The organism is Paenisporosarcina sp. P4_D4, from assembly GCF_056401835.1.
This window is the reverse complement of the sequence record NZ_JBFUIO010000047.1, coordinates 1-20,668: the sequence shown is the minus strand read 5'-3', so window position 1 is coordinate 20,668 and position 20,668 is coordinate 1. Positions and strand designations below refer to the sequence as shown.

Genomic DNA, 20,668 nt, shown 5'->3' with positions numbered 1-20,668 from the left:
GTGACGTGTGCAGCTGACGAATACTAATCGATCGAGGACTTAACCAAAATGAATTTGAATGGTTTTCAATGACCCGTTTATCCAGTTTTGAGTGAACAAACACTCAAATAGTCTAGTGATAATGGCAAAGAGGTCACACCCGTTCCCATACCGAACACGGAAGTTAAGCTCTTTAGCGCCGATGGTAGTTGGGGGTTTCCCCCTGTGAGAGTAGGACGTCGCTAGGCAAAATAAGAAACCGATACCTTTCGAGGTGTCGGTTTTTTTTATGTTCTTTTAAACAGGAATCGAAGGTGTGCGAGAAAAGAGAGGTGCAAGTAGTTCGAGGAAACAAGGGGGCGAGTCTCGGAGCGTATAACATACGTGAGAAACGAGAAGCCCGCAGATGACGAAGAAATGCGCAGTGCAACTCTTTTCGCAGCCTAGCGCCGATGGTAGTTGGGGGCACCCCTTGTGAAAGTAGGACGCCGCTAGGCAAAGTAAGAAACCGGTACCTTCTGGGGTATCGGTTTTTTTGTGTTGTATTTAAATGGTTTGAACAGGAGCACAGCGAAAATATAAACAATTAGTCTTTTCTAAGACCGTAACTTTATGTAATAACCCAAGAACTTAAATGAGAAACCACTCTGCGTACTTCCATGGCTCTTTTCCGAGGAGGAAGGGTTATTTAAAGGGAAGATTCAGTTGATTAAGAGAAGTTGATTCAACAAGTCTACTAGCCAGTGAGATGAGTTTGAGCGATAAATTTTCAAACCCCTGTTTTAGAAAAGATATCTTGTTTCACTAATCAACTTAACTTGGCTTATGAGATTATCTACAGCATGCTATACGTCTTGAAAGAGTGATTGTCATGAAGTAATCCATTAATCTATCAATCGTTAACTATTAAACCTATAGCTAGTTTGTAAGCGTATTGATGAATCCAATTACTTGTACATTACCGGGTAACTCGATATGTTAAGAATATAAAATGCAAGACGAGAGGATGTTGCCAAATGACGAATGTTTATGATTATGCTGCAACTTTAGTGAATGGCAAGGAAGTTTCATTAAGTGATTATAAAGGGCAACCTATGATTATTGTGAATACTGCTAGTAAATGCGGATTCACTCCACAGTTTCAAGAGTTACAAGAATTATATGATGAATATAAGGATCAAGGTCTTGTCGTTTTAGGTTTCCCATGCGGGCAATTTAGCAATCAAGAGTTTGATGATGTAAAAGAAACAATGGAATTTTGTCAATTGAATTATGGCGTATCATTCCCGATGTTCCAGAAGATAGATGTGAAAGGTGACAATGCTCATCCATTGTTCCAACACTTGGTTTCTGAGAAGAAAGGGTTATTGACCGAAGATATTAAATGGAACTTTACAAAGTTTTTGGTCGATCCTGACGGGCAAGTTGTAAAACGTTATGCACCACAATCATCGCCAAAGAAAATTGAAGGTGATTTGTTGCAATATATTTAATGAAATATCCGAATAATCTTTCTTATTACATGTTCCTTGACAGTCCATGTAGCCGCTGATAACCTTATCAATAATATTCATGAGGATATAGGGAGGCGTAAGAGATTATGTGGGAATCAAAATTTGTTAAAGAAGGCTTAACGTTTGATGATGTACTGCTTGTTCCAGCGAAGTCTGAAGTGTTACCGAAAGATGTTAGTTTGTCTGTTCATTTGACGTCAAAAATCAAATTAAATATACCAATCATCAGTGCTGGTATGGATACGGTCACTGAAGCTGCAATGGCGATTTCAATGGCTCGTCAAGGTGGTCTTGGTGTGATTCATAAAAACATGAGCATTGAAGAACAGGCTGAGCAAGTCGTCACGGTAAAACGTTCTGAAAATGGCGTTATTACAGATCCTTTCTTCCTTACGCCGACTCATCAAGTATACGATGCAGAACATTTAATGGGTAAATACCGTATTTCTGGTGTACCGATTGTTAACAATGAAGTAGAGTTAAAGTTGGTCGGGATTATTACAAACCGTGATCTTCGCTTTATTCAGGACTACTCATTGGCAATTGAAGATGTGATGACGAGAGAAGAATTGGTTACTGCTCCAGTAGGGACAACTCTTGAGGATGCAGAAAAGATTTTACAACAATATAAAATCGAAAAACTACCGATTGTGGATGAGTCCGGTGTATTAAAAGGGTTAATTACGATAAAAGATATCGAAAAAGTAATTGAGTTCCCCAATGCAGCAAAAGACCATCATGGACGTTTGTTGGTGGGTGCTGCAGTAGGAGTTACTTCTGACACAATGAAGCGTGTTGAACACCTTGTAAAAGCTCAAGTCGATGTGATTGTTATCGATACGGCTCATGGTCATTCACAGGGCGTAATCGATACTGTCAGTGAGATTCGTAAAACGTATCCTGAATTGGATATCATCGCAGGGAATGTAGCAACTGCTGAAGGTACGGCGGCATTATTTGAAGCTGGTGCTGATGTGGTGAAAGTAGGAATTGGTCCAGGATCAATTTGTACAACTCGTGTTGTTGCTGGTGTCGGTGTTCCCCAAATTACGGCTGTTTACGATTGTGCGACAGAAGCTCGTAAACATGGCAAAACAATCATTGCCGATGGTGGGATTAAGTATTCTGGAGACATTGTAAAAGCTTTAGCGGCAGGTGGACACGTTGTTATGCTCGGAAGTTTACTAGCAGGAACTTCAGAAAGTCCTGGAGAAACTGAAATCTTCCAAGGTCGTCGATTCAAAGTATATCGTGGAATGGGTTCAATTGGGGCGATGGAAAAAGGCTCGAAAGACCGTTATTTCCAAGATGATGCTAAAAAGTTAGTACCTGAAGGAATTGAAGGTCGTCTTCCTTATAAAGGACCACTTTCAGATACAATCCATCAATTGATGGGTGGTATTCGTGCAGGTATGGGATACTGTGGAACGAAAGATTTACAAGATTTACGTGAGAATTCACAGTTCATCAAAATGACGGGTGCAGGGTTGATTGAAAGCCATCCGCATGACGTGCAAATTACGAAAGAATCTCCAAATTACTCTATCTAATTAAATAACGGAACTTTAGCACCTATCTGCCGTCTATATTTTAGGCAGATTGGGTGCTTTTTTTTCAGAACGTCCCGTATGCCAGATTTTTGTGATAAAATGAGCAAGGGAAAATTAAAAAAGAGAATGGCGGAGGTTCTGAAGTGAAAAGTGCAGTGAGCAAGGCGCTAGTGCGCTGGTTACTCCTTCCGATTCTGATGGTAAGTATGGTTGTAACGCAACCGGCTTCTACAGATGCTGAAGAGAGTCTGAATTTATTGGTTGACGGTGCTATATTAATTGACGCGGATACAGGAAAAATATTATACGAACAAAATGCAGATACAGCTTTAGGTATAGCAAGTATGACGAAAATGATGACTGAGTACTTATTATTTGAAGCGATTGAAAACGGACAAGTTACTTGGGATCAACAATATTCAGTAACAGATTACACATGGAAGATCTCACAAGATCGTGTATTGAGTAACGTGCCTCTTCGTCGTGATGGGTCATACTCTATCAAGGAATTATATGAAGCAATGGCGATTTATTCAGCCAATGCAGCAACCATTGCCATCGCTGAAACGATTGCAGGTACGGAATCAGAATTCGTCAACATGATGAACAAGAAAGCCAAAGAGATGGGATTGGAAGGATATAAATTCGTCAACTCTACTGGGTTGAGCAATTCTGATCTACAAGGCATGCACCCTCAAGGTACTGGACCTCAGGATGAAAACGTTATGCCTGCAAAGTCTGTTGCGAAACTTGCTTACCATTTGTTGAAAGATTATCCGGAAGTGCTTGAAACGACGAGCATTCCACGAAAAGTTTTCCGTGAAGGCACAGACGACGCCATCAACATGGAAAACTGGAACTTCATGCTTCCAGGATTGGTGTATGAATACAAGGGTGCTAAAGTAGACGGGCTGAAAACCGGTACAACGAATTTTGCCGGCCACTGTTTCACTGGTACAGTTGAAAAAGATGGAATGCGTGTGATTGCGGTTGTCATGAAGGCAGTAGACAGCAAAGGCGAGGGTTCTTACAAAGCACGATTTGACGCTGCTCGTGCATTGTTTGATTATGGGTTCTCGCAATTTGCAAAAGAAGAAGTTTTACCTGCAGGGTATGTATTTAAAGACCAAAAAGATATCCCTGTAATTAAAGGGAAAGAAGACCAAGTCGGCATTACAGTAAAAGAGCCGATTGAAATGGTCATTAAATCAAGCGAAAAAGATTTATACAAGCCCAAATTGGTGCTTGATGAGAAGAAAATGAAAGATGGTTCTTTGGAAGCTGCGATTAAGAAGGATGAAGTAATTGGTCATGTGGAAATTGTAAAGTCTGAAGGGTCAGATTACGGGTACATCACAGACGCTTCAAATTCTTCTGATGTTGTAACAACTGAAGCCGTTGAACGTGCAAGCTGGTTCTCTTTAGGCTTACAAGGTGTTGGTCATTTCTTCGGCAAACTATGGAATGGTGCTTCTGACTTTGTCGGTGGATTATTCTAAGCAAAAAACAAATCAAAACCGTGATTCCTTCAATTGAAGAAATCACGGTTTTTTTATGCTTTCTTTATATGCCAAGCTTTCATTAAGGCCTCTATTGCTGGTCCAAATGCTTCTTCTTCAAAACCACCGAAACCAATCAGCACTTGGGGGTTGGAGGGGATATTTTCGGTTGGATGATGGTAGTCGGACAAGGCGTATACCCGAATGTCTTGGTGTTTCGCAAGTTCAACTAACTCGCGATCAGACGATTCGCTATCAATCGTTAAAACGATGTGCATACCTGCTTGCTCGCCTGAAATTTGAACTGTAGGTTTATACGCGTCCAATGCTTGCGTTAACTTCTCCAATTTTTTACGGTATAACTTTCTCATACGATTCAAGTGTTTTGAAAAATGGCCGTCTCCCATGAACTGCGCAAGAACATGTTGATCGAGTCTCGGCACCGTTGATGAATAATACGGAAATGTTTGTCGATACGCTTGCAGCAAGTGCATTGGTAACACAAAATAGGCAATGCGTAGGGAAGGCATAAGTGATTTAGAAAAGGTACTGATGTAAATGACACGTTCTCGCTGATCCATTCCCTGAAGAGATGGGATTGGTTTACCAACGTAGCGAAATTCACTGTCATAGTCATCTTCGATAATATAGCGCCCTTCTTTGGCAGAAGCCCAGTTAAGTAATTGAACCCGTCTGGAAGCGGAGAGAATCGCCCCGGTAGGGAATTGGTGGGAAGGCGTCACATAGGCAACGTTTGCAGATTTCTTATCCAATTCTGCTACTTGCATACCATCTTCATCGACAGGAACGGCCAAAGTTTTCCGATCGTTATTGTCAAAAATATGGTGGGTCATCGGATAGCCCGGGTTTTCAATGGCGAAGACGGATTGTTTCCCGAGTAAACGGATCAAAAGTGGCATCAGCTGTTCGGTTCCTGAACCTATCACTACTTGTTGTGCTGTACAACGAACACCACGAGAGGAGTATAAATAACTCGCAATTTCCTGTCTTAACTCCACATCCCCTTGAGGGTGACCGAGTAGCAATAAATCCCGAGACGTTTCATCTAACACTTCTTTTGCATACTTTCGCCATTGATTGAAGGGGAAAGCAGAAGTGTCAATACGACCCGAGTTAAAATCAATACTGTAGACGTGTTTCAACGATTCCGATTGCTCATGTTCCATACGTGTTTCATCTACATAAGCAAGCTCTTCCACTTGTTCTACGTAATATCCACTCCGCGCAACAGCTTTAATAAAACCTTCAGCAACCAGCTGTCCATAGGCGAGTTCAATTGTTGTTTGACTGATAGCTAGAAACTCCGACAGTTGTCTTTTAGAAGGTAACTTAGTGCCGACCTCTATGTCACCCCGAATGATTGCTTCCTTCATTTCACGATAAAGCTGCTCGTATAGAGGTGTTGGTGAGGATTTATCTACTTGATTGAGCCAAATATCCATCATTCGCTCCTAACTGACCTTATTAAACAGTTCGAAACTGACACTTTTTAAATGGTCATACTTCATTATACTAATAATATTAGATGAAATGGAGGCTATATACAATGACTCAACATTTAACAGGTACGGATCGTGTAAAACGTGGTATGGCAGAAATGCAAAAAGGTGGCGTCATCATGGACGTTATCAACGCAGAACAAGCTCGTATTGCTGAAGCGGCAGGAGCGGTAGCAGTAATGGCATTGGAACGAGTACCTTCTGATATTCGTGCAGCAGGTGGCGTAGCACGAATGGCTGATCCGCGTATTACGGAAGAAGTACTGAATGCAGTAACAATTCCAGTTATGGCAAAAGCACGTATTGGTCATATTTCTGAAGCCCGCATGTTAGAAGCAATGGGTGTAGATTATATTGATGAATCGGAAGTATTAACACCAGCAGATGAAGAGTTCCATTTAATTAAGAGTAATTTCACCGTTCCTTTTGTATGTGGGAACAAAGATTTAGGAGAAGCAGCTCGAAGAATTGGTGAAGGTGCTTCCATGCTTCGCACAAAAGGGGAACCTGGTACGGGTAATATTGTAGAAGCAGTGCGTCATTTGCGTAAATTAAATGCTCAGGTACGTAAAATCATTCACATGAATGAAGACGAATTAATGACGGAAGCAAAAATTCTAGGTGCTCCTTACCATGTGTTACTTGAAATCAAACACTTGGGCAGATTACCGGTTGTAAACTTTGCAGCAGGTGGCGTAGCTACTCCTGCAGATGCAGCATTGATGATGGAACTTGGAGCAGACGGAGTTTTCGTAGGATCAGGTATCTTCAAATCAGATAACCCTGAAAGATTTGCACGTGCAATCGTTGAAGCGACGACGCACTACCAAGACTACAAATTACTTGTTGAGATTTCAAAAGACCTTGGAGTGCCGATGAAAGGTATTGAAATGTCTCGTTTAGAAGCGAAAGATCGAATGCAGGATCGAGTACTGTAATATGGTGAAAATCGGTGTATTGGCTCTACAAGGAGCTGTTCGAGAACATATTCAATCGATAGAAGCGAGCGGAGCACAAGCGGTCGTTGTCAAACGTGTGGAAGACTTGTCTGGGATTGATGGATTAATTCTACCGGGCGGAGAAAGCACAGCGATGCGTCGTCTGATTGATTTATACGGCATGATGGAACCATTACGCGAATTTGCAAAAGCGGGACATCCGATGTTTGGGACATGTGCAGGGCTTATCCTCCTGGCCGGTTCACTTGTAGGATATGAGCAACCGCATATAGGAGTAATGGATGTGACAGTAGAACGTAATTCATTTGGTCGACAAGTCGATAGTTTCGAAGTGAGCCTTGTAATAAAAGGTGTAGCGGATGATTTTCCTGCTGTGTTCATAAGGGCGCCGCATATTAATGAAGTTGGACCTAAGACAGAAGTCTTATGTGAACATAACGGTCGTATTGTGATGGCTCAACAAGGACAATTTTTAGGATGCTCTTTTCATCCTGAACTGACGGATGATCATCGTGTAACTGCTTATTTTGTCCAATTAGTAGAAAATTTTATAAAGCAAAAAGTTTAAGAATAAGCCTGCCATTGTGCAGGCTTATTTTTTTTTGAAGTTCTAAATGGGATTATTAAATTGTAATCATTTAATTGAATTTAGAAAAATATGTAAATACAAATTAAAAATGGATATTAATTAGATAATCTTTCTATCTATTGATATAGGTTTCTTAAACCAAATGATTCTAAAGATTGGTTCAAGAAAAATTATCCATTTTTTCAACAGGATAATAAACCTGTATTTAATCAATAAAAAACAGTGATAGTTACCTATTTATTCAGAATAGTAGAAAAGATACAATACGAATTACCCGGAATTATTTCGGAATTTTCAGAAACTGAGGAGTGAAGTTGAGTGAAGAAGAAAAAAGTCGTGAGTCTGAGTTTAGCAGCAACAGTTGCATTATCTGCAGCTATTGCCCCAGTACAGGCAGCACCAGGAAATGCAAATTCTGAAAAAGTCCACATGAATCAAAAAAGCAATACACCGGATTTTATTTCTGGTAAACTAACAGCCCCATCGAAGAAAGCAGCAAAAGACATCGTGTTAAATTATTTAGCAGAAAAACAAGGACTCTATAAAACCAGCAATGATTCTTATTCTAATTTCAAAGTACTAGATGAAACAAAAGATGAAGCTGGCTTCACTCTAGTAAAATTACAACAAGTTTATAAAGGTGTACCAGTTTTCGGATCAGTATTAACGGCGCATATTGATGCGGATGGTGTATTGACAGCTGTATCTGGTGAACTAGCACCAGAATTAGATAAAAAACAATCTTTAAAGAGTGGCGCAAAAATCAAACATGCTGAAGCTCAAGCGATTGCATCCAAAGATCTGGAAGCAAAAGTAGGAGAAGCACCAGAACTTGAGAAAGAAGCAAAACCAGAATTCGTAATCTATGTGAAAGATGGAAAAGCTAACTACGCGTATGCTTTTGAGTTTGAATTCTTATATCCATCACCAGGTAACTATCAGTACTTCGTAGATGCTCAAACAGGGGAGATTTTAGCCTCGTATAATCAGATTCATGAAGCAAAATCAACATCTGGTGTTACATCACCAACAGGTACCAACACAGTAGGTTCGGGTAAGGGCGTTTTAGGTGATACGAAGTCATTTAATACGGTAACGAACAGCAAGGGTTCATATTTGGTGGATCGTACGCGTGGAAACGGAATCTTTACGTATAATGGTAAAAACCGTACATCAATACCAGGAACGTTATGGTTGGATACAGATAATGTGTTGAACGCGGCTGTTGATGCACCAGCTGTTGATGCTCACGCTTACGCTGCCCAAACATATGATTATTATAAAAATGTCCATAACCGTAATAGCTATGATGGCAATGGGGCACAATTAATTTCTACCGTACATTACGGTCGCAATTACAACAATGCTTTCTGGAGCGGTTCGCAAATGGTGTATGGCGACGGAGATGGCTCTACATTCATCCCTCTATCAGGATCGCTTGACGTTATCGCACATGAGTTGACTCATGCCGTGACGGATACAACTGCGGATTTAGTCTATCAAAATGAATCAGGCGCAATCAATGAATCAATGTCTGATATTTTCGGTACGTTAGTAGAATATCATTTCAATAACAATCCTGACTGGTTAATGGGAGAAGACATTTATACGCCGGGAACATCAGGCGATGCATTACGATCCATGGAAGACCCAACAAAAAATGGAGATCCGGATCATTACTCGAAACGTTATGTGGGAACACAGGATAATGGCGGTGTTCACTCGAACAGTGGAATCAGCAACAAAGCTGCATACCTGTTAGCAAATGGCGGCACACATTACAGTGTCAGCGTAGCAGGAATCGGCAATGACAAAACGGGTAAAATTTTCTACCGTACGTTAACACAGTATTTAACACCAAACTCTACTTTTAGCCAATACCGTGTAGCAGCTGTTCAAGCAGCGACTGATCTTTATGGCGCAAGCAGCAGTGAAGTGGCAAGTGTGAAATCAGCATTTACAGCAGTGGGTGTAAATTAATTATTGAAATTTAAAAGACATCAGCTTGTTCCTTAAATGGAGTAAGTTGATGTTTTTTCTTGTATAACAGCTTGCCAAAATACATATCCTGTAGTAAAGTATGGATAATTTCACATATGAAACGTTGATGGGAAGTAGTAACAAGTTCCGTTTTTTGAAGAGAGCCAGCGGGTGGTGCGAGCTGGTAAAAACACTTGTGAATCCGTCCTGGAGTTGCGCGACTGAAAATTAGTAAGTTGCAGCCGGTTGAAAAGCCGTTATGAGACAAGTGGATTTGTTCGCATGGACAAATCAATCAGGGTGGCAACGCGGGTAGCTCTCGTCCCTTTCCAAGGGGATGGAGGGCTTTTTTTGTTGTCCAGCTTCGTAGCCCAGCTCGCACCTTCGCTTCAGAAACTCATTCGAAAACGAGTTTTCGATTCCTCACCGGAGGAGTCGAGCAAGAGTGGGCTACAACGCTTTTCGGCGATTTCTAAAACGTCTTTTTAACGCTTGTTACTAATCTCCCATCATCGAAATCGAAGGAGGAAAATACATGTTAGATGTAAAACGCGTAAGAGATAATTACGAAGAAGTGAAAGCAAAACTTGAAAAACGCGGTGAAGACTTAGGGAACTTTGATCAATTTGCAGAGCTTGATTCTAAACGTCGTGAACTAATCGGCAAAGCTGAAGTATTAAAAGCAGAACGAAATGAGGCATCTGAAAAAATTGCGRTTATGAAACGCAATAAAGAAAATGCGGACGATGTAATCTTGCGTATGCGTCAAGTAGGCGATGAAATCAAAGTGTTGGATGAAGAATTACGTAGTGTAGAAGAAAAGTTTGCAGATATGATGATGCGTCTTCCAAATATTCCACATGACAGCGTTCCGGTTGGGGATTCTGAAGATGATAACATTGAAGATCGTACATGGGGAGAAATACGTGAATTTGATTTTGAACCAAAACCTCACTGGGATATCGCGACAGATTTGAATATTGTCGATTTCGAACGTGCAGCAAAAACAACTGGTAGCCGTTTCTTGTTCTATCGTGGTCTAGGTGCTCGTTTGGAACGAGCTCTTATGAACTTCATGATCGATCTTCATACCGAAGAGCATGGCTATGAAGAAATGCTGCCTCCATATTTGGCAAACCGTGCAAGTCTTACAGGTACAGGTCAATTGCCGAAGTTTGAAGAAGATGCATTCTTAATTGAAAAAGAAGATTTCTTCTTGATTCCGACGTCTGAAGTAACGGTAACAAACTTCTACCGTGATGAAATTTTAACAAAAGATGCATTGCCACAAGGTTTTGCTGCATACAGTGCTTGTTTCCGTTCTGAAGCGGGTTCTGCCGGGCGTGATACACGTGGTTTGATTCGTCAACACCAATTCAACAAAGTGGAACTTGTTCGTTTTGTGAATCCTGATGATTCTTATAATGAATTGGAGAAATTAACAGGACATGCGGAGAAAGTTCTTCAATTATTGGGCTTGCCATACCGTGTTTTGAAAATGTGTACAGCGGATTTAGGATTTACGGCAGCGAAAAAATACGATATCGAAGTATGGATTCCTGCACAAGGCGTGTACCGTGAAATTTCTTCTTGCAGTAACTTTGAGGATTTCCAAGCACGTCGTGCAAACATTCGCTTCCGTCGTGAGCCAAATGCCAAACCGGAATTTGTGCATACGTTAAACGGTAGTGGATTGGCACTTGGCCGTACAGTAGCTGCTATTTTGGAAAACTTCCAACAAGAAGACGGCTCTGTTATCATTCCTGAGGTTTTACGTCCATATATGGGTGGAAAAGAAATCATCAGTAAATAAATATTGAAAAATGCAGAAAACCGGAAATGAACTTTAACTTAAGTTCGTTTCCGGTTCTTTTTTTGTTCACGCAAATTACGGAAAAATTGTGTAAGAATTCCGCCGCATTCTTCGGCTAATATTCCTTCAGTTACCTCACATTCATGATTAAACCGAGCGTCGTTTAACAATCGATAGAGTGAGTCGACGCAACCTGCTTTAACGTCACGTGCACCGTAAACCACCCGGGGAATTCGTGACTGCAATATTGCCCCAGCACACATCGGGCAAGGTTCAAGTGTGACGTAAAGGGTCATTTCTTCCAGACGCCAACTTCCGATTTTTGCACAAGCTTGCTGGATTGCCAACAACTCTGCGTGAGTCGTTGCGTTTTGAGTCGTTTCTCTTAAGTTATGTGCACGTGCAATGATTTCATCCTGATAAACAATAACTGCACCAATTGGCACTTCACCTAGAGTGGCAGCTTTTTGAGCTTCGCTTAATGCTTCAAGCATGAAAGTCTGGTCTTTTTCAAATACATCCATTTCGCATCGCTCCTTCATTTTAGTGTAGCATGTTTTGTTCATCCTACGCATAGCATAAATGAGATGTGGAACAAGGAGGTTTTAGATGAATATTTATGTAGTAAAGCAAGGGGATAGTCTGTACTCTATTGCCAATAGGTTCGGGGTCGACCCTACCACACTGGCCAATTTCAATGAGCTTACTGATCCGAACGTTTTGGTAGTAGGTCAAACGATTGTCATTCCTGGCGCACCAGATCCAAATCGCCCAACGACTGATACGAATGCGTACGTGGAATGGTACACCGAAAAACCATCCCAAGCCGTGCTGGATGAGGTAAAGAAACGTGGTCCATTATTGACGTATATGATGCCATTTTCATATGAAGTCAAACGGGATGGTACGTTAACGCCATTGGATTGGAGTGGACTTGATCAGATTGCGCAAGATCAAAATATGGTTTCTGCAATAGTTATTTCCAATATCGAGAATGGTGCATTCAGTGACACTTTAGCACAAGACATTTTCGCGAGCACTGCTGTGCAAGATAAACTCATTCAAAATATCCTGGCTGAGGCCAAGGCGAAAAATGCAAAAGATATTCATGTGGATTTTGAGTATTTACGAAAAGAAGATCGACAAAACTATGTTAACTTCTTAAAGCGTTTAAAAACAGCGGCAAAAGCAAAAGGTTTGACTCTTTCTGCTGCACTTGCTCCGAAAACGTCCGCCGATCAGGTCGGAAAATGGTATGGAGGGCATGATTACAAAAAAATCGGTGAAGTAGTCGATTTTGTTGTCATTATGACCTATGAATGGGGCTATAGCGGAGGTCCACCGATGGCCGTGTCTCCAATTGGACCGGTACGTAATGTACTCACGTACGCATTAACAGAAATACCTGCTAAAAAAATCATGATGGGTCAAAATTTGTACGGGTATGACTGGACATTACCATATAAACCAGGAAATCCACCGGCTCAAACGATTAGTCCGAAGCGGGCTGTGGAACTTGCCCGGGAACGTAATGCAGCAATCTTATATGATGAGGTAGCGCAAGCACCATATTTCAATTACTGGCGGGACGGAAAAGAACATGTAGTATGGTTTGAGGATGCCCGTTCGATTAAAGCAAAATTTGATTTATTAAAAGAATTAGGTTTGAAAGGAATCAGTTACTGGCACATTGCCTTCCAATTCCCACAGAACTGGGTCGTTCTTAATGAAATGTTCCACGTGAAAAAAAGATAGAGCTAAAACCCTTTTCCGCTTTGGAAAAGTGGTTTTTAGCTCTGTTTTTCGTTTTCCAGCTATGATAGAATAAAGGGCACTGAACGACTGAGAACGAGTAGGAGGACTTCTGATGCCGATTCCATTTATCACAGTTGAAGGCCCAATTGGTGTTGGAAAAACTTCATTATCTAAGGCCATAGCCGATGCAAATAAGTTTCAACTTTTAAAAGAAATTGTGGATGAAAATCCATTTTTAAATAAGTTTTATGAAGATATCGATGAGTGGAGTTTCCAAACGGAAATGTTTTTCCTTTGCAACCGCTACAAACAACTAAGTGATATTCAAAAGAAATACATTGCCAATCATGAACCTGTCGTTGCAGACTACCACATTTTCAAAAATTTAATCTTCGCCAAACGTACACTTCCGGCAGAAGAGTATGTGAAGTACGAATCAATTTACCGTATTTTGACTCAGGATATGCCAAAGCCGAACATGGTCATCTATTTGCATGCTAGCTTGGATACACTGATGAAACGCATCGCACAGCGTGGGCGTGAATTCGAAAAATTGATAAGTGCAGAATATATGGAACAACTTTCAGCTGATTACCATGCATTCATTCAGTACTTTGAAGAAACACATCCGGAAATTCCGGTTCTTCGTTTCAATGGAGATGAAATTGATTTTGTTCAAAACGAATCTGATTTGAAATGGATCTTAAATAAAGTAGATGAAACGCTACAAAAAAGGAGTCTCCACGCATGAACTTACGTGAAAAATATGGCATTCCAAAAAATGCCGTGATTACAATAGCAGGTACAGTGGGTGTAGGGAAATCAACGATGACCAAAGCACTTGCAGACGCACTAAAATTCCATACCTCTTTTGAAAAAGTGGACGCCAATCCATATTTAGATCGTTTCTATGATGACTTTGAAAAATGGAGCTTCCACTTACAAATTTATTTCCTGGCAGAACGTTTTAAAGAACAAAAACGTATTTTTGAATACGGCGGCGGTTTTATTCAAGATCGCTCGATATACGAAGATACAGGGATTTTCGCTAAAATGCATATGGAAAAAGGCACAATGAACCTAACAGATTATGAGACGTATACAAGTCTCTTTGATGCAATGGTGATGACGCCGTATTTCCCGCATCCAGACTTACTTATTTATTTGGATGGATCTATTGAAGACATTTTAAGCCGCATTCAATTACGTGGGCGTCCAATGGAACAATCCACTCCAGTTGAGTATTGGTACGAAATGCATGAACGCTATGAAAACTGGATCAATTCTTTCAACGGCTGTCCTGTCCTGCGATTAAATATCAATGATTATGATTTGATGAAAAATCCTGAGACTGTGGAACCGATTGTTGAGCGTATTGGTCACTTTATTCAACAAACATCGATGTTACGTAGATAAAATGGACGAGCCTTCAGCGAAAGCTGGAGGCTTTTTTCTATTTGTAAATATCTCATTTGTTTCGCTTAACTGTTAGGTAGCTGGCAAACGCAATGATTGGGAAAAGTGCCAACAGACCGATGAGTAAAGTGAAACCGTCATTATTGTTAGGACCTGAAAAAGGGGTGGGCAGTTTGTTGCCAGCATATTCCCCATCACGCGTCGCTTTATAATATTGCCCATCGGGGTCTTCAATCGCTATCGCTTCATCTGTGCTTGTATCAATGATAGAAAAATACTTCGTGCCACTGGCGTACGAATTTGAGAAATTACCGGAATACGTACCCTCATTCGTAGAATATAAAGTAACTTCTCCGATTTCTTTATCGATTTGATCGACAATCTCATCACTTAAGACGTAAACATAGCCATCCCATACGACAAAAGAATATGCCCACTCAGCTGATGATTTATTGGGCAAGAAGACCGTCGTACATACAAGTGATATTAAAAAGGAAATCAATAAAGATTTAAATTTCATCCGAACCCTCCTTATTCTTCCATTTGACGGTAGAAAAGCAGTTTACGTTACAAATCATTGGAAATTAGTTATTAGAAAGCACAAAAAAAGGCAACTCAATGAGTTGCCTTCATAATATTCTGATTAGTTATGTTAGAAGAAAATTCGTTACGTTAGTAACGAATAACAATCTCCATTTATATGCGCGTGTTTGTTGAAAAAATGGAGGAGGTAGAGGGATTCGAACCCCCGCGGGATTTGACTCCCCTGTCGGTTTTCAAGACCGATCCCTTCAGCCAAACTTGGGTATACCTCCGTGTCAACAAGATATAATTTATCATGTACAAAAACTAAAGTCAACAACTACAGGTGATTAAATTAAAATTTAAGTATTTTGTTTTTTTGCGCATTTTTTTCAAATGATTTGCGGTGCATAAGATAATAAAGGAAAGCGGGAAGTGAGAGCTGCCCTTTTGAAGTGTTAAATCACTTTTTCTTTCACGATTACTTCCAGCATGGTTTTATACTGTGTGAAATTATACGAAGAGTTATTCACTCTTACCGTCATAAAATCAATTTGATCAACGATTTCATTTTCCAATAACTTTCTCGCTTCCAGAACTTTTAAGGTTCCTTCGACTCCTGTATAGTCATTTGCTTTTCCATACCCTTGATTCGTATAGTAATCAATAAATCCTTCAGCCCAATTGTTGTCTCGTTCTTTATAGGCTTTTTCAAATGAGGCATGAAGATTTTCTTGATCCACGTAAATTAACAAAGGGTTCAATGGTTCAATTATTTTTGCCAGCTGTAAGATATAGTCTGAAACAATATCGCTAGAGGAATTGTATTTAATCATGCTGATGGTTATGGGGTTCTGTATAAAACAGCATTCGAAAATATAGGTTTTGTGACTCTTGACCGCGTGTTGTACAAATTCCTTCCAGTTATTTATCATAAGTGGAATATGTATATCGAGAGGCAATTCATAAATATCATTCTTTGAAAGAAGTGTATATACGTCATCAGGAAGACTTGAAAGGTTTGTGTTTTTCATTTTTTGATAGGAAATGAAAGTTCCGTTCTCTTGTTGTTTCGCATTTTCTTTTAATATAGTTGCGTACTCAGTGTTTGCTGAAAGTAATTTTTCAAATTCTTCGTTTGTATAATAAGCAACTCCATCATAATCTGCAGGATGGTTTAGGTTTCCTTCAGAGAAAAGTTCGTTTTCTATATCATGCTCTTTCAATAGTTCATGCATAAGTTTGGCTGTTGTTGATTTCCCAAAGCCAGGCAACCCTTCAACTAAAATCAATTTTGTGTTCATGCTAAGTTTCTCCTTAAAGTGAGGATGAATTTACATTCCTATTATTCAATAAGAAAAACCCTTTTTCCTTCAAGCGAGGTAATGATTTTGTAAAAAGTCTCAGAGAATGAAATAGAAGGATTTGATTTTTTGTGGCTAAGTAAGTATACTAATAAATACCGTGCTAGGTGGGAAGGTAGCGGTGTCTTGTAACTCGCAATCCGCTCTAGCGAGACTGAACTCCTTCTCTGAGGCTGTTTATATGTAGGGTCTGACTTTTGCACGTAGTGTTGACGTCTGGGTCCTGCGCAATGGGTATCCATGAATCAGGTCAGGTCCGGAAGGAAGCAGCCTTAAGTGGACTTTTCTCATGTGCCGCAGGGTTGCCTAGGCAGAGCTAACGACAGAGGTTCCGCTTATGTATAGCAGTCGAAGGAAGGTGCACGGTATACATACTTCCATACAGGTGTTTGTTCGCTAACCATGCGAATGAACGCCTTTTTTCATTCTCGAATTCTTTGCTTTCAAAGAGCTAGAGTGAGTGCCTTATGTTATAATTAAAGAACTGTTTAAAATTACACTATAAGGGGAGAAATCAGTTGGCGTATCAAGCTTTTTATCGTGTTTACCGACCTCAATCATTCGCGGAAATGTCAGGTCAAGCACATGTGAAACAAACCCTTCAAAATGCTCTCCTTTATAATAAAACGACACATGCTTATTTATTCAACGGTCCACGAGGGACAGGGAAAACAAGTGCGGCAAAAATCTTTGCCAAAGCGCTGAACTGTGAAAAGGCACCCGTATCTGAGCCGTGTAATGAATGTGAAACGTGTAAAAGTATAACCAACGGATCGAATACAGACGTTATTGAATTCGATGCTGCATCTAATTCACGAGTTGAAGAAATTCGCGATATCATTGAAAAAGTTCGGTTTGCTCCTGCAAACTCGCGTTTTAAGGTGTATATCATCGATGAAGTGCATATGCTCTCCAACAGTGCTTTCAATGCTTTATTGAAAACACTTGAGGAACCACCGGCTCACGTTGTGTTTATACTAGCGACCACAGAACCTCATAAATTGCCACTCACGATTATTTCCAGGTGTCAGCGCTTTGACTTCAAACGAATTACGGCATCCGATATTGTGGACCGCATGAATGTCGTATTGGCTGATTCAGGAATCCCATCAAATGATCAAGCATTGAAAGTCATTGCGCAAGCTGCATCAGGCGGTATGCGTGATGCGTTGAGCATGCTCGATCAAGTGGTATCGTTCAGTGGTGACGAAATGACAGTGGAAGACGCACTTCTTGTAACAGGGTCAATTGGTCAGGATATCTTCTACCAACTGGCAGAGTCCTTATTAACGAAAGATGTTGGGAAAGTATTAACTCTTTTAGAAGAATTAATGAAAGAAGGAAAAGATGCAGTTCGCTTAACTGAGGACTTAATTACCTTCTTCAGAGACCTGTTATTAATGAATACCGCTCCATCTCTTGATGAGTTATTGGAACTCGCATCCGGTGAGGAGAAGTTTAAACAACTTGCCCATCAGTTCCCGATTGATACGTTATATCGTTACATCGAAATCCTATCAGCCACTCAACAGGAAATGCGTTACTCGAATCATGCAAAAGTCTATTTAGAGACCGCTCTATTAAAAATGTCACAAGTTAAAGTAACTAATTCTCAGCAAGCGACAGTGGATTTAAGTCCCTTTGAAGAGAAAATTGCTCAACTTGAACGAACTGTCATCGCGCTTGAACAACAACTGAAACAAGGTATTGCAACAAATGGTTCACAAACTCCTCAAGCGAGTGAATCACAAAAACGCCAGAGGTTAAGAACTCAAACTGGTTTCAAAGCACCGTCAGGCCGCATTCAGGAAGTCTTAAAAACGGCTACGAAGCAAGATATTCAGTTAATCAAATCGCACTGGCCAACGATTATGACGCAATTGCAAAAATCACATGCCGCATTATTGAATGAAGCAGAACCAGTTGCGGCATCTACCGGTGCATTTGTGTTAAAATTCAAATATGATATTCATTGCCAAATGGCTGCGGATAATCAAACGTTTTCAAGCGCCTTTTCTCAATTGCTCATGAATTTAACAGGTAAGATGTATGAGATTCTTTTTGTTCCTGAAGAAGCTTGGGTGAAAATCCGTGAAGAGTTTATTCGCAACAAAGGGTTGAAGGAGTCCGATTCTGATGCAGATGCAACTGCTGAGCCAAGTGAGACGGAACAAGCTGCAGACGAAATGTTAAGCTTTATGCAGGAAGAGAAAGCAGCCACGGAAGACCCGTTGATTGTAGAAGCGGAAAAATTATTTGGTAAAGAATTTGTAGAAATACATGATGATTAGGGAGGAAAAATAGTATGCGTGGAATGGGTAATATGCAAGGTATGATGAAACAAATGCAAAAAATGCAAAAGAAAATGGCTGAGGCTCAAGAAGAATTGGGAACTCAACATTTTGAAGGTGTTGCAGGTGGCGGTATGGTTAAAGTAACTGTTACTGGACACAAAGAAGTAATCAGTGTTGCTTTGGATGAATCAGTTGTTGATCCAGAAGACATCGAAATGTTACAAGACTTAATCGTAATCGCTACAAACGAAGCGATGAAAAAAGCAGAAGAAACTTCGAACTCCACGATGGGACAATTCACGAAGGGATTGAACCTCCCTGGCATGTTCTAGGAGGAAATCACATGCATTATCCTGAACCGATATCAAAACTAATTGATAGTTTTATGAAGTTGCCAGGTATTGGGCCGAAAACTGCGGCCCGTCTGGCATTTTTCGTGCTAAGTATGAAAGAGGACACTGTACTTGAATTTGCTAAAGCGTTGGTAGATGCTAAGCGTAACTTAAGTTACTGTTCTATTTGTGGTCATATTACAGATATAGACCCATGCCATATTTGCCAAGACAAACAACGCGACGACACCATCATTTGTGTTGTCCAAGATACGAAAGATGTCATCGCTTTGGAAAAAATGAGAGACTACAAAGGACTTTATCATGTGTTGCATGGAGCGATCTCGCCAATGGATGGGATAGGACCTGAAGATATTAACGTTCCGCCTTTACTGAAAAGACTGCAGGATGAGCGAGTGCAAGAATTGATTTTAGCAACGAACCCTACAATAGAAGGTGAAGCAACTGCTATGTATATTTCCCGTCTTGTAAAGCCATCCGGAATTCGGACAACCCGAATTGCACATGGCCTTCCTGTAGGTGGAGATTTAGAGTATGCGGATGAAGTTACTTTATCGAAAGCGTTAGAAGGCCGACGTGAGTTATAAAGAGGAGGCCTAACTGCCACATGTTTTTCAAGAAAGCGAAACTTAAAAGAGAATTTGATACAAAGTTAATTTCTTTAATGAAAGAAACGAAAGAAGAATGGCAGCAAGCGCAACTCATTGAAGAACTAATGGATGACTATGAGTTGGCTATCATTGTCCAGCGCAAAATTACCGAAAGCAAACACTTCTTTCTATATAAAGAAGCAAGAATACGAAAAATCCTTTTGAAATGAAGTATATGTTATACCGATTCCTTCATATAGTTAGTTGATAACTTATATGAGAGGTGGGAGAAGCTCCATGAGGCTGACTCTTTATTTAATTGGTATAGCTGTACTTCTTTTTTTATTTTTAAACAAAGCATCAAAAGGACGAGTAATCGAAGCATTCTCTATTTGGTGGTTTAGAATTGCCTTTGCTTTTGTCATCTTGTTTTCAATCCACTTGATTGCAAGTCAATTTGGTCTTTTCATTCCCGTCAACATTGTATCTGGCTTATTGATTGCATTCCTTGGCGTTCCAGGAATAGCTAGTGTATTAACGATTTCTATATTCCTATAACTTTTTAAGAAATAGTGTTGACTTTTATAAGTCAGGCTGATATATTTATAAAGTTGCTGATTTGAAAGCGACAAAGTGAAAAAAGAATATCAAAACTTTTTGTTGACATAGCAAACAGGATTTGATAAGATATAAAAGTTGCCATTACAACAACGGCAAACAAATGAACCTTGAAAACTGAACAGCAAAACGTCAACAATAAAGCGGAACACACTTCGGTGTGGGAAGCAAAAACTTGAACTTAATTGTTCATTTTAAAACGTCATTAATTTGACGCCAGCAACAAAGTCGAGCTAATCGACTCACCTATTATGGAGAGTTTGATCCTGGCTCAGGACGAACGCTGGCGGCGTGCCTAATACATGCAAGTCGAGCGGAATGATGAAGAAGCTTGCTTCTTCTGATTTTAGCGG

Annotated in this window: 19 protein-coding genes, 1 tRNA gene, 2 rRNA genes, 1 other RNA gene and 1 other annotated feature; of the genes, 18 read left to right on the top strand and 5 right to left on the bottom strand. The window is 40.2% G+C overall.

Annotation, left to right across the window (positions count from 1 at the left end):
- Nucleotides 1-111: 111 nt before the first annotated feature.
- The 4 genes from rrf to AC1DSL_RS11360 all read left to right on the top strand — a co-directional run bounded on the left by rrf (nucleotide 112) and on the right by AC1DSL_RS11360 (nucleotide 4,542).
- Nucleotides 112-227: ribosomal RNA gene (gene rrf, locus AC1DSL_RS11375) — 5S ribosomal RNA — on the top strand.
- A 768-nt stretch (nucleotides 228-995) separates the two neighbouring features.
- Nucleotides 996-1,472, top strand: a complete 477-nt coding sequence (locus AC1DSL_RS11370) for a glutathione peroxidase (protein ID WP_342542598.1) — start codon at nucleotides 996-998, stop codon at nucleotides 1,470-1,472.
- A gap of 107 nt (nucleotides 1,473-1,579) precedes the next feature.
- The gene (gene guaB, locus AC1DSL_RS11365; RefSeq protein WP_477532253.1) at nucleotides 1,580-3,043 is read left to right on the top strand and encodes an IMP dehydrogenase; all 1,464 of its coding nucleotides are present in this window, start codon (nucleotides 1,580-1,582) and stop codon (nucleotides 3,041-3,043) included.
- 143 nt (nucleotides 3,044-3,186) lie between these two features.
- On the top strand, nucleotides 3,187-4,542 hold the full coding sequence (locus AC1DSL_RS11360; RefSeq protein WP_477532252.1) for a serine hydrolase: 1,356 nt from the start codon (nucleotides 3,187-3,189) through the stop codon (nucleotides 4,540-4,542).
- A gap of 53 nt (nucleotides 4,543-4,595) precedes the next feature.
- Here the strand turns inward: AC1DSL_RS11360 and pdxR are convergent, their stop codons facing one another.
- Complete coding sequence (gene pdxR / locus AC1DSL_RS11355; protein WP_477532254.1) at nucleotides 4,596-6,005, bottom strand: MocR-like pyridoxine biosynthesis transcription factor PdxR; 1,410 nt, start codon at nucleotides 6,003-6,005, stop codon at nucleotides 4,596-4,598.
- Nucleotides 6,006-6,109: 104 nt separating this feature from the next.
- Between pdxR and pdxS the strand changes: the two genes are divergently transcribed.
- From pdxS to serS, 4 genes are all read left to right on the top strand, one after another.
- The gene (pdxS, locus tag AC1DSL_RS11350; protein WP_016428953.1) at nucleotides 6,110-7,000 is read left to right on the top strand and encodes a pyridoxal 5'-phosphate synthase lyase subunit PdxS; all 891 of its coding nucleotides are present in this window, start codon (nucleotides 6,110-6,112) and stop codon (nucleotides 6,998-7,000) included.
- 1 nt (nucleotide 7,001) lies between these two features.
- On the top strand, nucleotides 7,002-7,589 hold the full coding sequence (gene pdxT, locus AC1DSL_RS11345; RefSeq protein ID WP_477532251.1) for a pyridoxal 5'-phosphate synthase glutaminase subunit PdxT: 588 nt from the start codon (nucleotides 7,002-7,004) through the stop codon (nucleotides 7,587-7,589).
- A gap of 339 nt (nucleotides 7,590-7,928) precedes the next feature.
- Nucleotides 7,929-9,590 (top strand): M4 family metallopeptidase, encoded by a 1,662-nt coding sequence (locus AC1DSL_RS11340; RefSeq protein ID WP_477532250.1) that lies wholly within the window; start codon nucleotides 7,929-7,931, stop codon nucleotides 9,588-9,590.
- Nucleotides 9,591-9,705: 115 nt separating this feature from the next.
- Nucleotides 9,706-9,920: a binding site (T-box leader), on the top strand.
- Between the two features lie 205 nt (nucleotides 9,921-10,125).
- Nucleotides 10,126-11,403, top strand: a complete 1,278-nt coding sequence (serS, locus tag AC1DSL_RS11335) for a serine--tRNA ligase (RefSeq protein ID WP_477532249.1) — start codon at nucleotides 10,126-10,128, stop codon at nucleotides 11,401-11,403.
- Nucleotides 11,404-11,441: 38 nt separating this feature from the next.
- On the opposite strand, the gene tadA is transcribed toward serS, so the two are convergent.
- Nucleotides 11,442-11,927, bottom strand: coding sequence for a tRNA adenosine(34) deaminase TadA (tadA, locus tag AC1DSL_RS11330; RefSeq protein WP_477532248.1), 486 nt, complete (start codon nucleotides 11,925-11,927; stop codon nucleotides 11,442-11,444).
- 85 nt (nucleotides 11,928-12,012) lie between these two features.
- Here tadA and AC1DSL_RS11325 point away from each other — a divergent pair, with 85 nt between their 5' ends.
- From AC1DSL_RS11325 to AC1DSL_RS11315, 3 genes are all read left to right on the top strand, one after another.
- Nucleotides 12,013-13,158 carry a glycosyl hydrolase family 18 protein gene (locus tag AC1DSL_RS11325; protein ID WP_477532247.1) on the top strand — a complete coding sequence of 382 codons (1,146 nt, stop codon included), beginning with the start codon at nucleotides 12,013-12,015 and terminating at the stop codon, nucleotides 13,156-13,158.
- A 112-nt stretch (nucleotides 13,159-13,270) separates the two neighbouring features.
- The gene (locus tag AC1DSL_RS11320; RefSeq protein WP_477532246.1) at nucleotides 13,271-13,909 is read left to right on the top strand and encodes a deoxynucleoside kinase; all 639 of its coding nucleotides are present in this window, start codon (nucleotides 13,271-13,273) and stop codon (nucleotides 13,907-13,909) included.
- Nucleotides 13,906-14,574 (top strand): deoxynucleoside kinase, encoded by a 669-nt coding sequence (locus AC1DSL_RS11315; RefSeq protein WP_016428960.1) that lies wholly within the window; start codon nucleotides 13,906-13,908, stop codon nucleotides 14,572-14,574. Before AC1DSL_RS11320 ends, AC1DSL_RS11315 begins: the two co-directional genes overlap by 4 nt.
- Before the next feature lie 52 nt (nucleotides 14,575-14,626).
- Here AC1DSL_RS11315 and AC1DSL_RS11310 read toward each other — a convergent pair whose 3' ends face one another.
- The 3 genes from AC1DSL_RS11310 to AC1DSL_RS11300 all read right to left on the bottom strand — a co-directional run bounded on the left by AC1DSL_RS11310 (nucleotide 14,627) and on the right by AC1DSL_RS11300 (nucleotide 16,400).
- Nucleotides 14,627-15,094: a hypothetical protein gene (locus AC1DSL_RS11310; protein WP_477532245.1), complete on the bottom strand. Its 468-nt coding sequence runs from the start codon at nucleotides 15,092-15,094 to the stop codon at nucleotides 14,627-14,629.
- Between the two features lie 202 nt (nucleotides 15,095-15,296).
- A tRNA-Ser gene (locus tag AC1DSL_RS11305) sits at nucleotides 15,297-15,389 on the bottom strand.
- A 165-nt stretch (nucleotides 15,390-15,554) separates the two neighbouring features.
- Nucleotides 15,555-16,400, bottom strand: a complete 846-nt coding sequence (locus tag AC1DSL_RS11300) for a P-loop NTPase family protein (RefSeq protein ID WP_477532244.1) — start codon at nucleotides 16,398-16,400, stop codon at nucleotides 15,555-15,557.
- A gap of 158 nt (nucleotides 16,401-16,558) precedes the next feature.
- Here AC1DSL_RS11300 and ffs point away from each other — a divergent pair.
- From ffs to AC1DSL_RS11265, 7 genes are all read left to right on the top strand, one after another.
- Nucleotides 16,559-16,826, top strand: an RNA gene (gene ffs, locus AC1DSL_RS11295) — signal recognition particle sRNA large type.
- A 152-nt stretch (nucleotides 16,827-16,978) separates the two neighbouring features.
- Nucleotides 16,979-18,751, top strand: coding sequence for a DNA polymerase III subunit gamma/tau (dnaX, locus tag AC1DSL_RS11290; protein WP_477532243.1), 1,773 nt, complete (start codon nucleotides 16,979-16,981; stop codon nucleotides 18,749-18,751).
- Between the two features lie 14 nt (nucleotides 18,752-18,765).
- Nucleotides 18,766-19,086, top strand: coding sequence for a YbaB/EbfC family nucleoid-associated protein (locus tag AC1DSL_RS11285; RefSeq protein ID WP_016428964.1), 321 nt, complete (start codon nucleotides 18,766-18,768; stop codon nucleotides 19,084-19,086).
- Between the two features lie 11 nt (nucleotides 19,087-19,097).
- Nucleotides 19,098-19,694 carry a recombination mediator RecR gene (recR, locus tag AC1DSL_RS11280; RefSeq protein ID WP_016428965.1) on the top strand — a complete coding sequence of 199 codons (597 nt, stop codon included), beginning with the start codon at nucleotides 19,098-19,100 and terminating at the stop codon, nucleotides 19,692-19,694.
- A 20-nt stretch (nucleotides 19,695-19,714) separates the two neighbouring features.
- Complete coding sequence (locus AC1DSL_RS11275; protein WP_016428966.1) at nucleotides 19,715-19,927, top strand: YaaL family protein; 213 nt, start codon at nucleotides 19,715-19,717, stop codon at nucleotides 19,925-19,927.
- A gap of 67 nt (nucleotides 19,928-19,994) precedes the next feature.
- Nucleotides 19,995-20,255, top strand: a complete 261-nt coding sequence (locus AC1DSL_RS11270; RefSeq protein ID WP_477532242.1) for a pro-sigmaK processing inhibitor BofA family protein — start codon at nucleotides 19,995-19,997, stop codon at nucleotides 20,253-20,255.
- Nucleotides 20,256-20,563: 308 nt separating this feature from the next.
- Nucleotides 20,564-20,668 (top strand): 16S ribosomal RNA (locus AC1DSL_RS11265); the annotation flags it as partial.

Coding starts and splice junctions, on each gene's coding strand:
- AC1DSL_RS11370 (WP_342542598.1), top strand. CDS start 996: ATGACGAATGTTTATGATTATGCTGCAACTTTAGTGAATGGCAAGGAA.
- guaB (WP_477532253.1), top strand. CDS start 1,580: ATGTGGGAATCAAAATTTGTTAAAGAAGGCTTAACGTTTGATGATGTA.
- pdxR (WP_477532254.1), bottom strand. CDS start 6,005: ATGGATATTTGGCTCAATCAAGTAGATAAATCCTCACCAACACCTCTA.
- pdxS (WP_016428953.1), top strand. CDS start 6,110: ATGACTCAACATTTAACAGGTACGGATCGTGTAAAACGTGGTATGGCA.
- pdxT (WP_477532251.1), top strand. CDS start 7,002: ATGGTGAAAATCGGTGTATTGGCTCTACAAGGAGCTGTTCGAGAACAT.
- tadA (WP_477532248.1), bottom strand. CDS start 11,927: ATGGATGTATTTGAAAAAGACCAGACTTTCATGCTTGAAGCATTAAGC.
- AC1DSL_RS11325 (WP_477532247.1), top strand. CDS start 12,013: ATGAATATTTATGTAGTAAAGCAAGGGGATAGTCTGTACTCTATTGCC.
- AC1DSL_RS11320 (WP_477532246.1), top strand. CDS start 13,271: ATGCCGATTCCATTTATCACAGTTGAAGGCCCAATTGGTGTTGGAAAA.
- AC1DSL_RS11315 (WP_016428960.1), top strand. CDS start 13,906: ATGAACTTACGTGAAAAATATGGCATTCCAAAAAATGCCGTGATTACA.
- AC1DSL_RS11310 (WP_477532245.1), bottom strand. CDS start 15,094: ATGAAATTTAAATCTTTATTGATTTCCTTTTTAATATCACTTGTATGT.
- AC1DSL_RS11300 (WP_477532244.1), bottom strand. CDS start 16,400: ATGAACACAAAATTGATTTTAGTTGAAGGGTTGCCTGGCTTTGGGAAA.
- AC1DSL_RS11285 (WP_016428964.1), top strand. CDS start 18,766: ATGCGTGGAATGGGTAATATGCAAGGTATGATGAAACAAATGCAAAAA.
- recR (WP_016428965.1), top strand. CDS start 19,098: ATGCATTATCCTGAACCGATATCAAAACTAATTGATAGTTTTATGAAG.
- AC1DSL_RS11275 (WP_016428966.1), top strand. CDS start 19,715: ATGTTTTTCAAGAAAGCGAAACTTAAAAGAGAATTTGATACAAAGTTA.
- AC1DSL_RS11270 (WP_477532242.1), top strand. CDS start 19,995: ATGAGGCTGACTCTTTATTTAATTGGTATAGCTGTACTTCTTTTTTTA.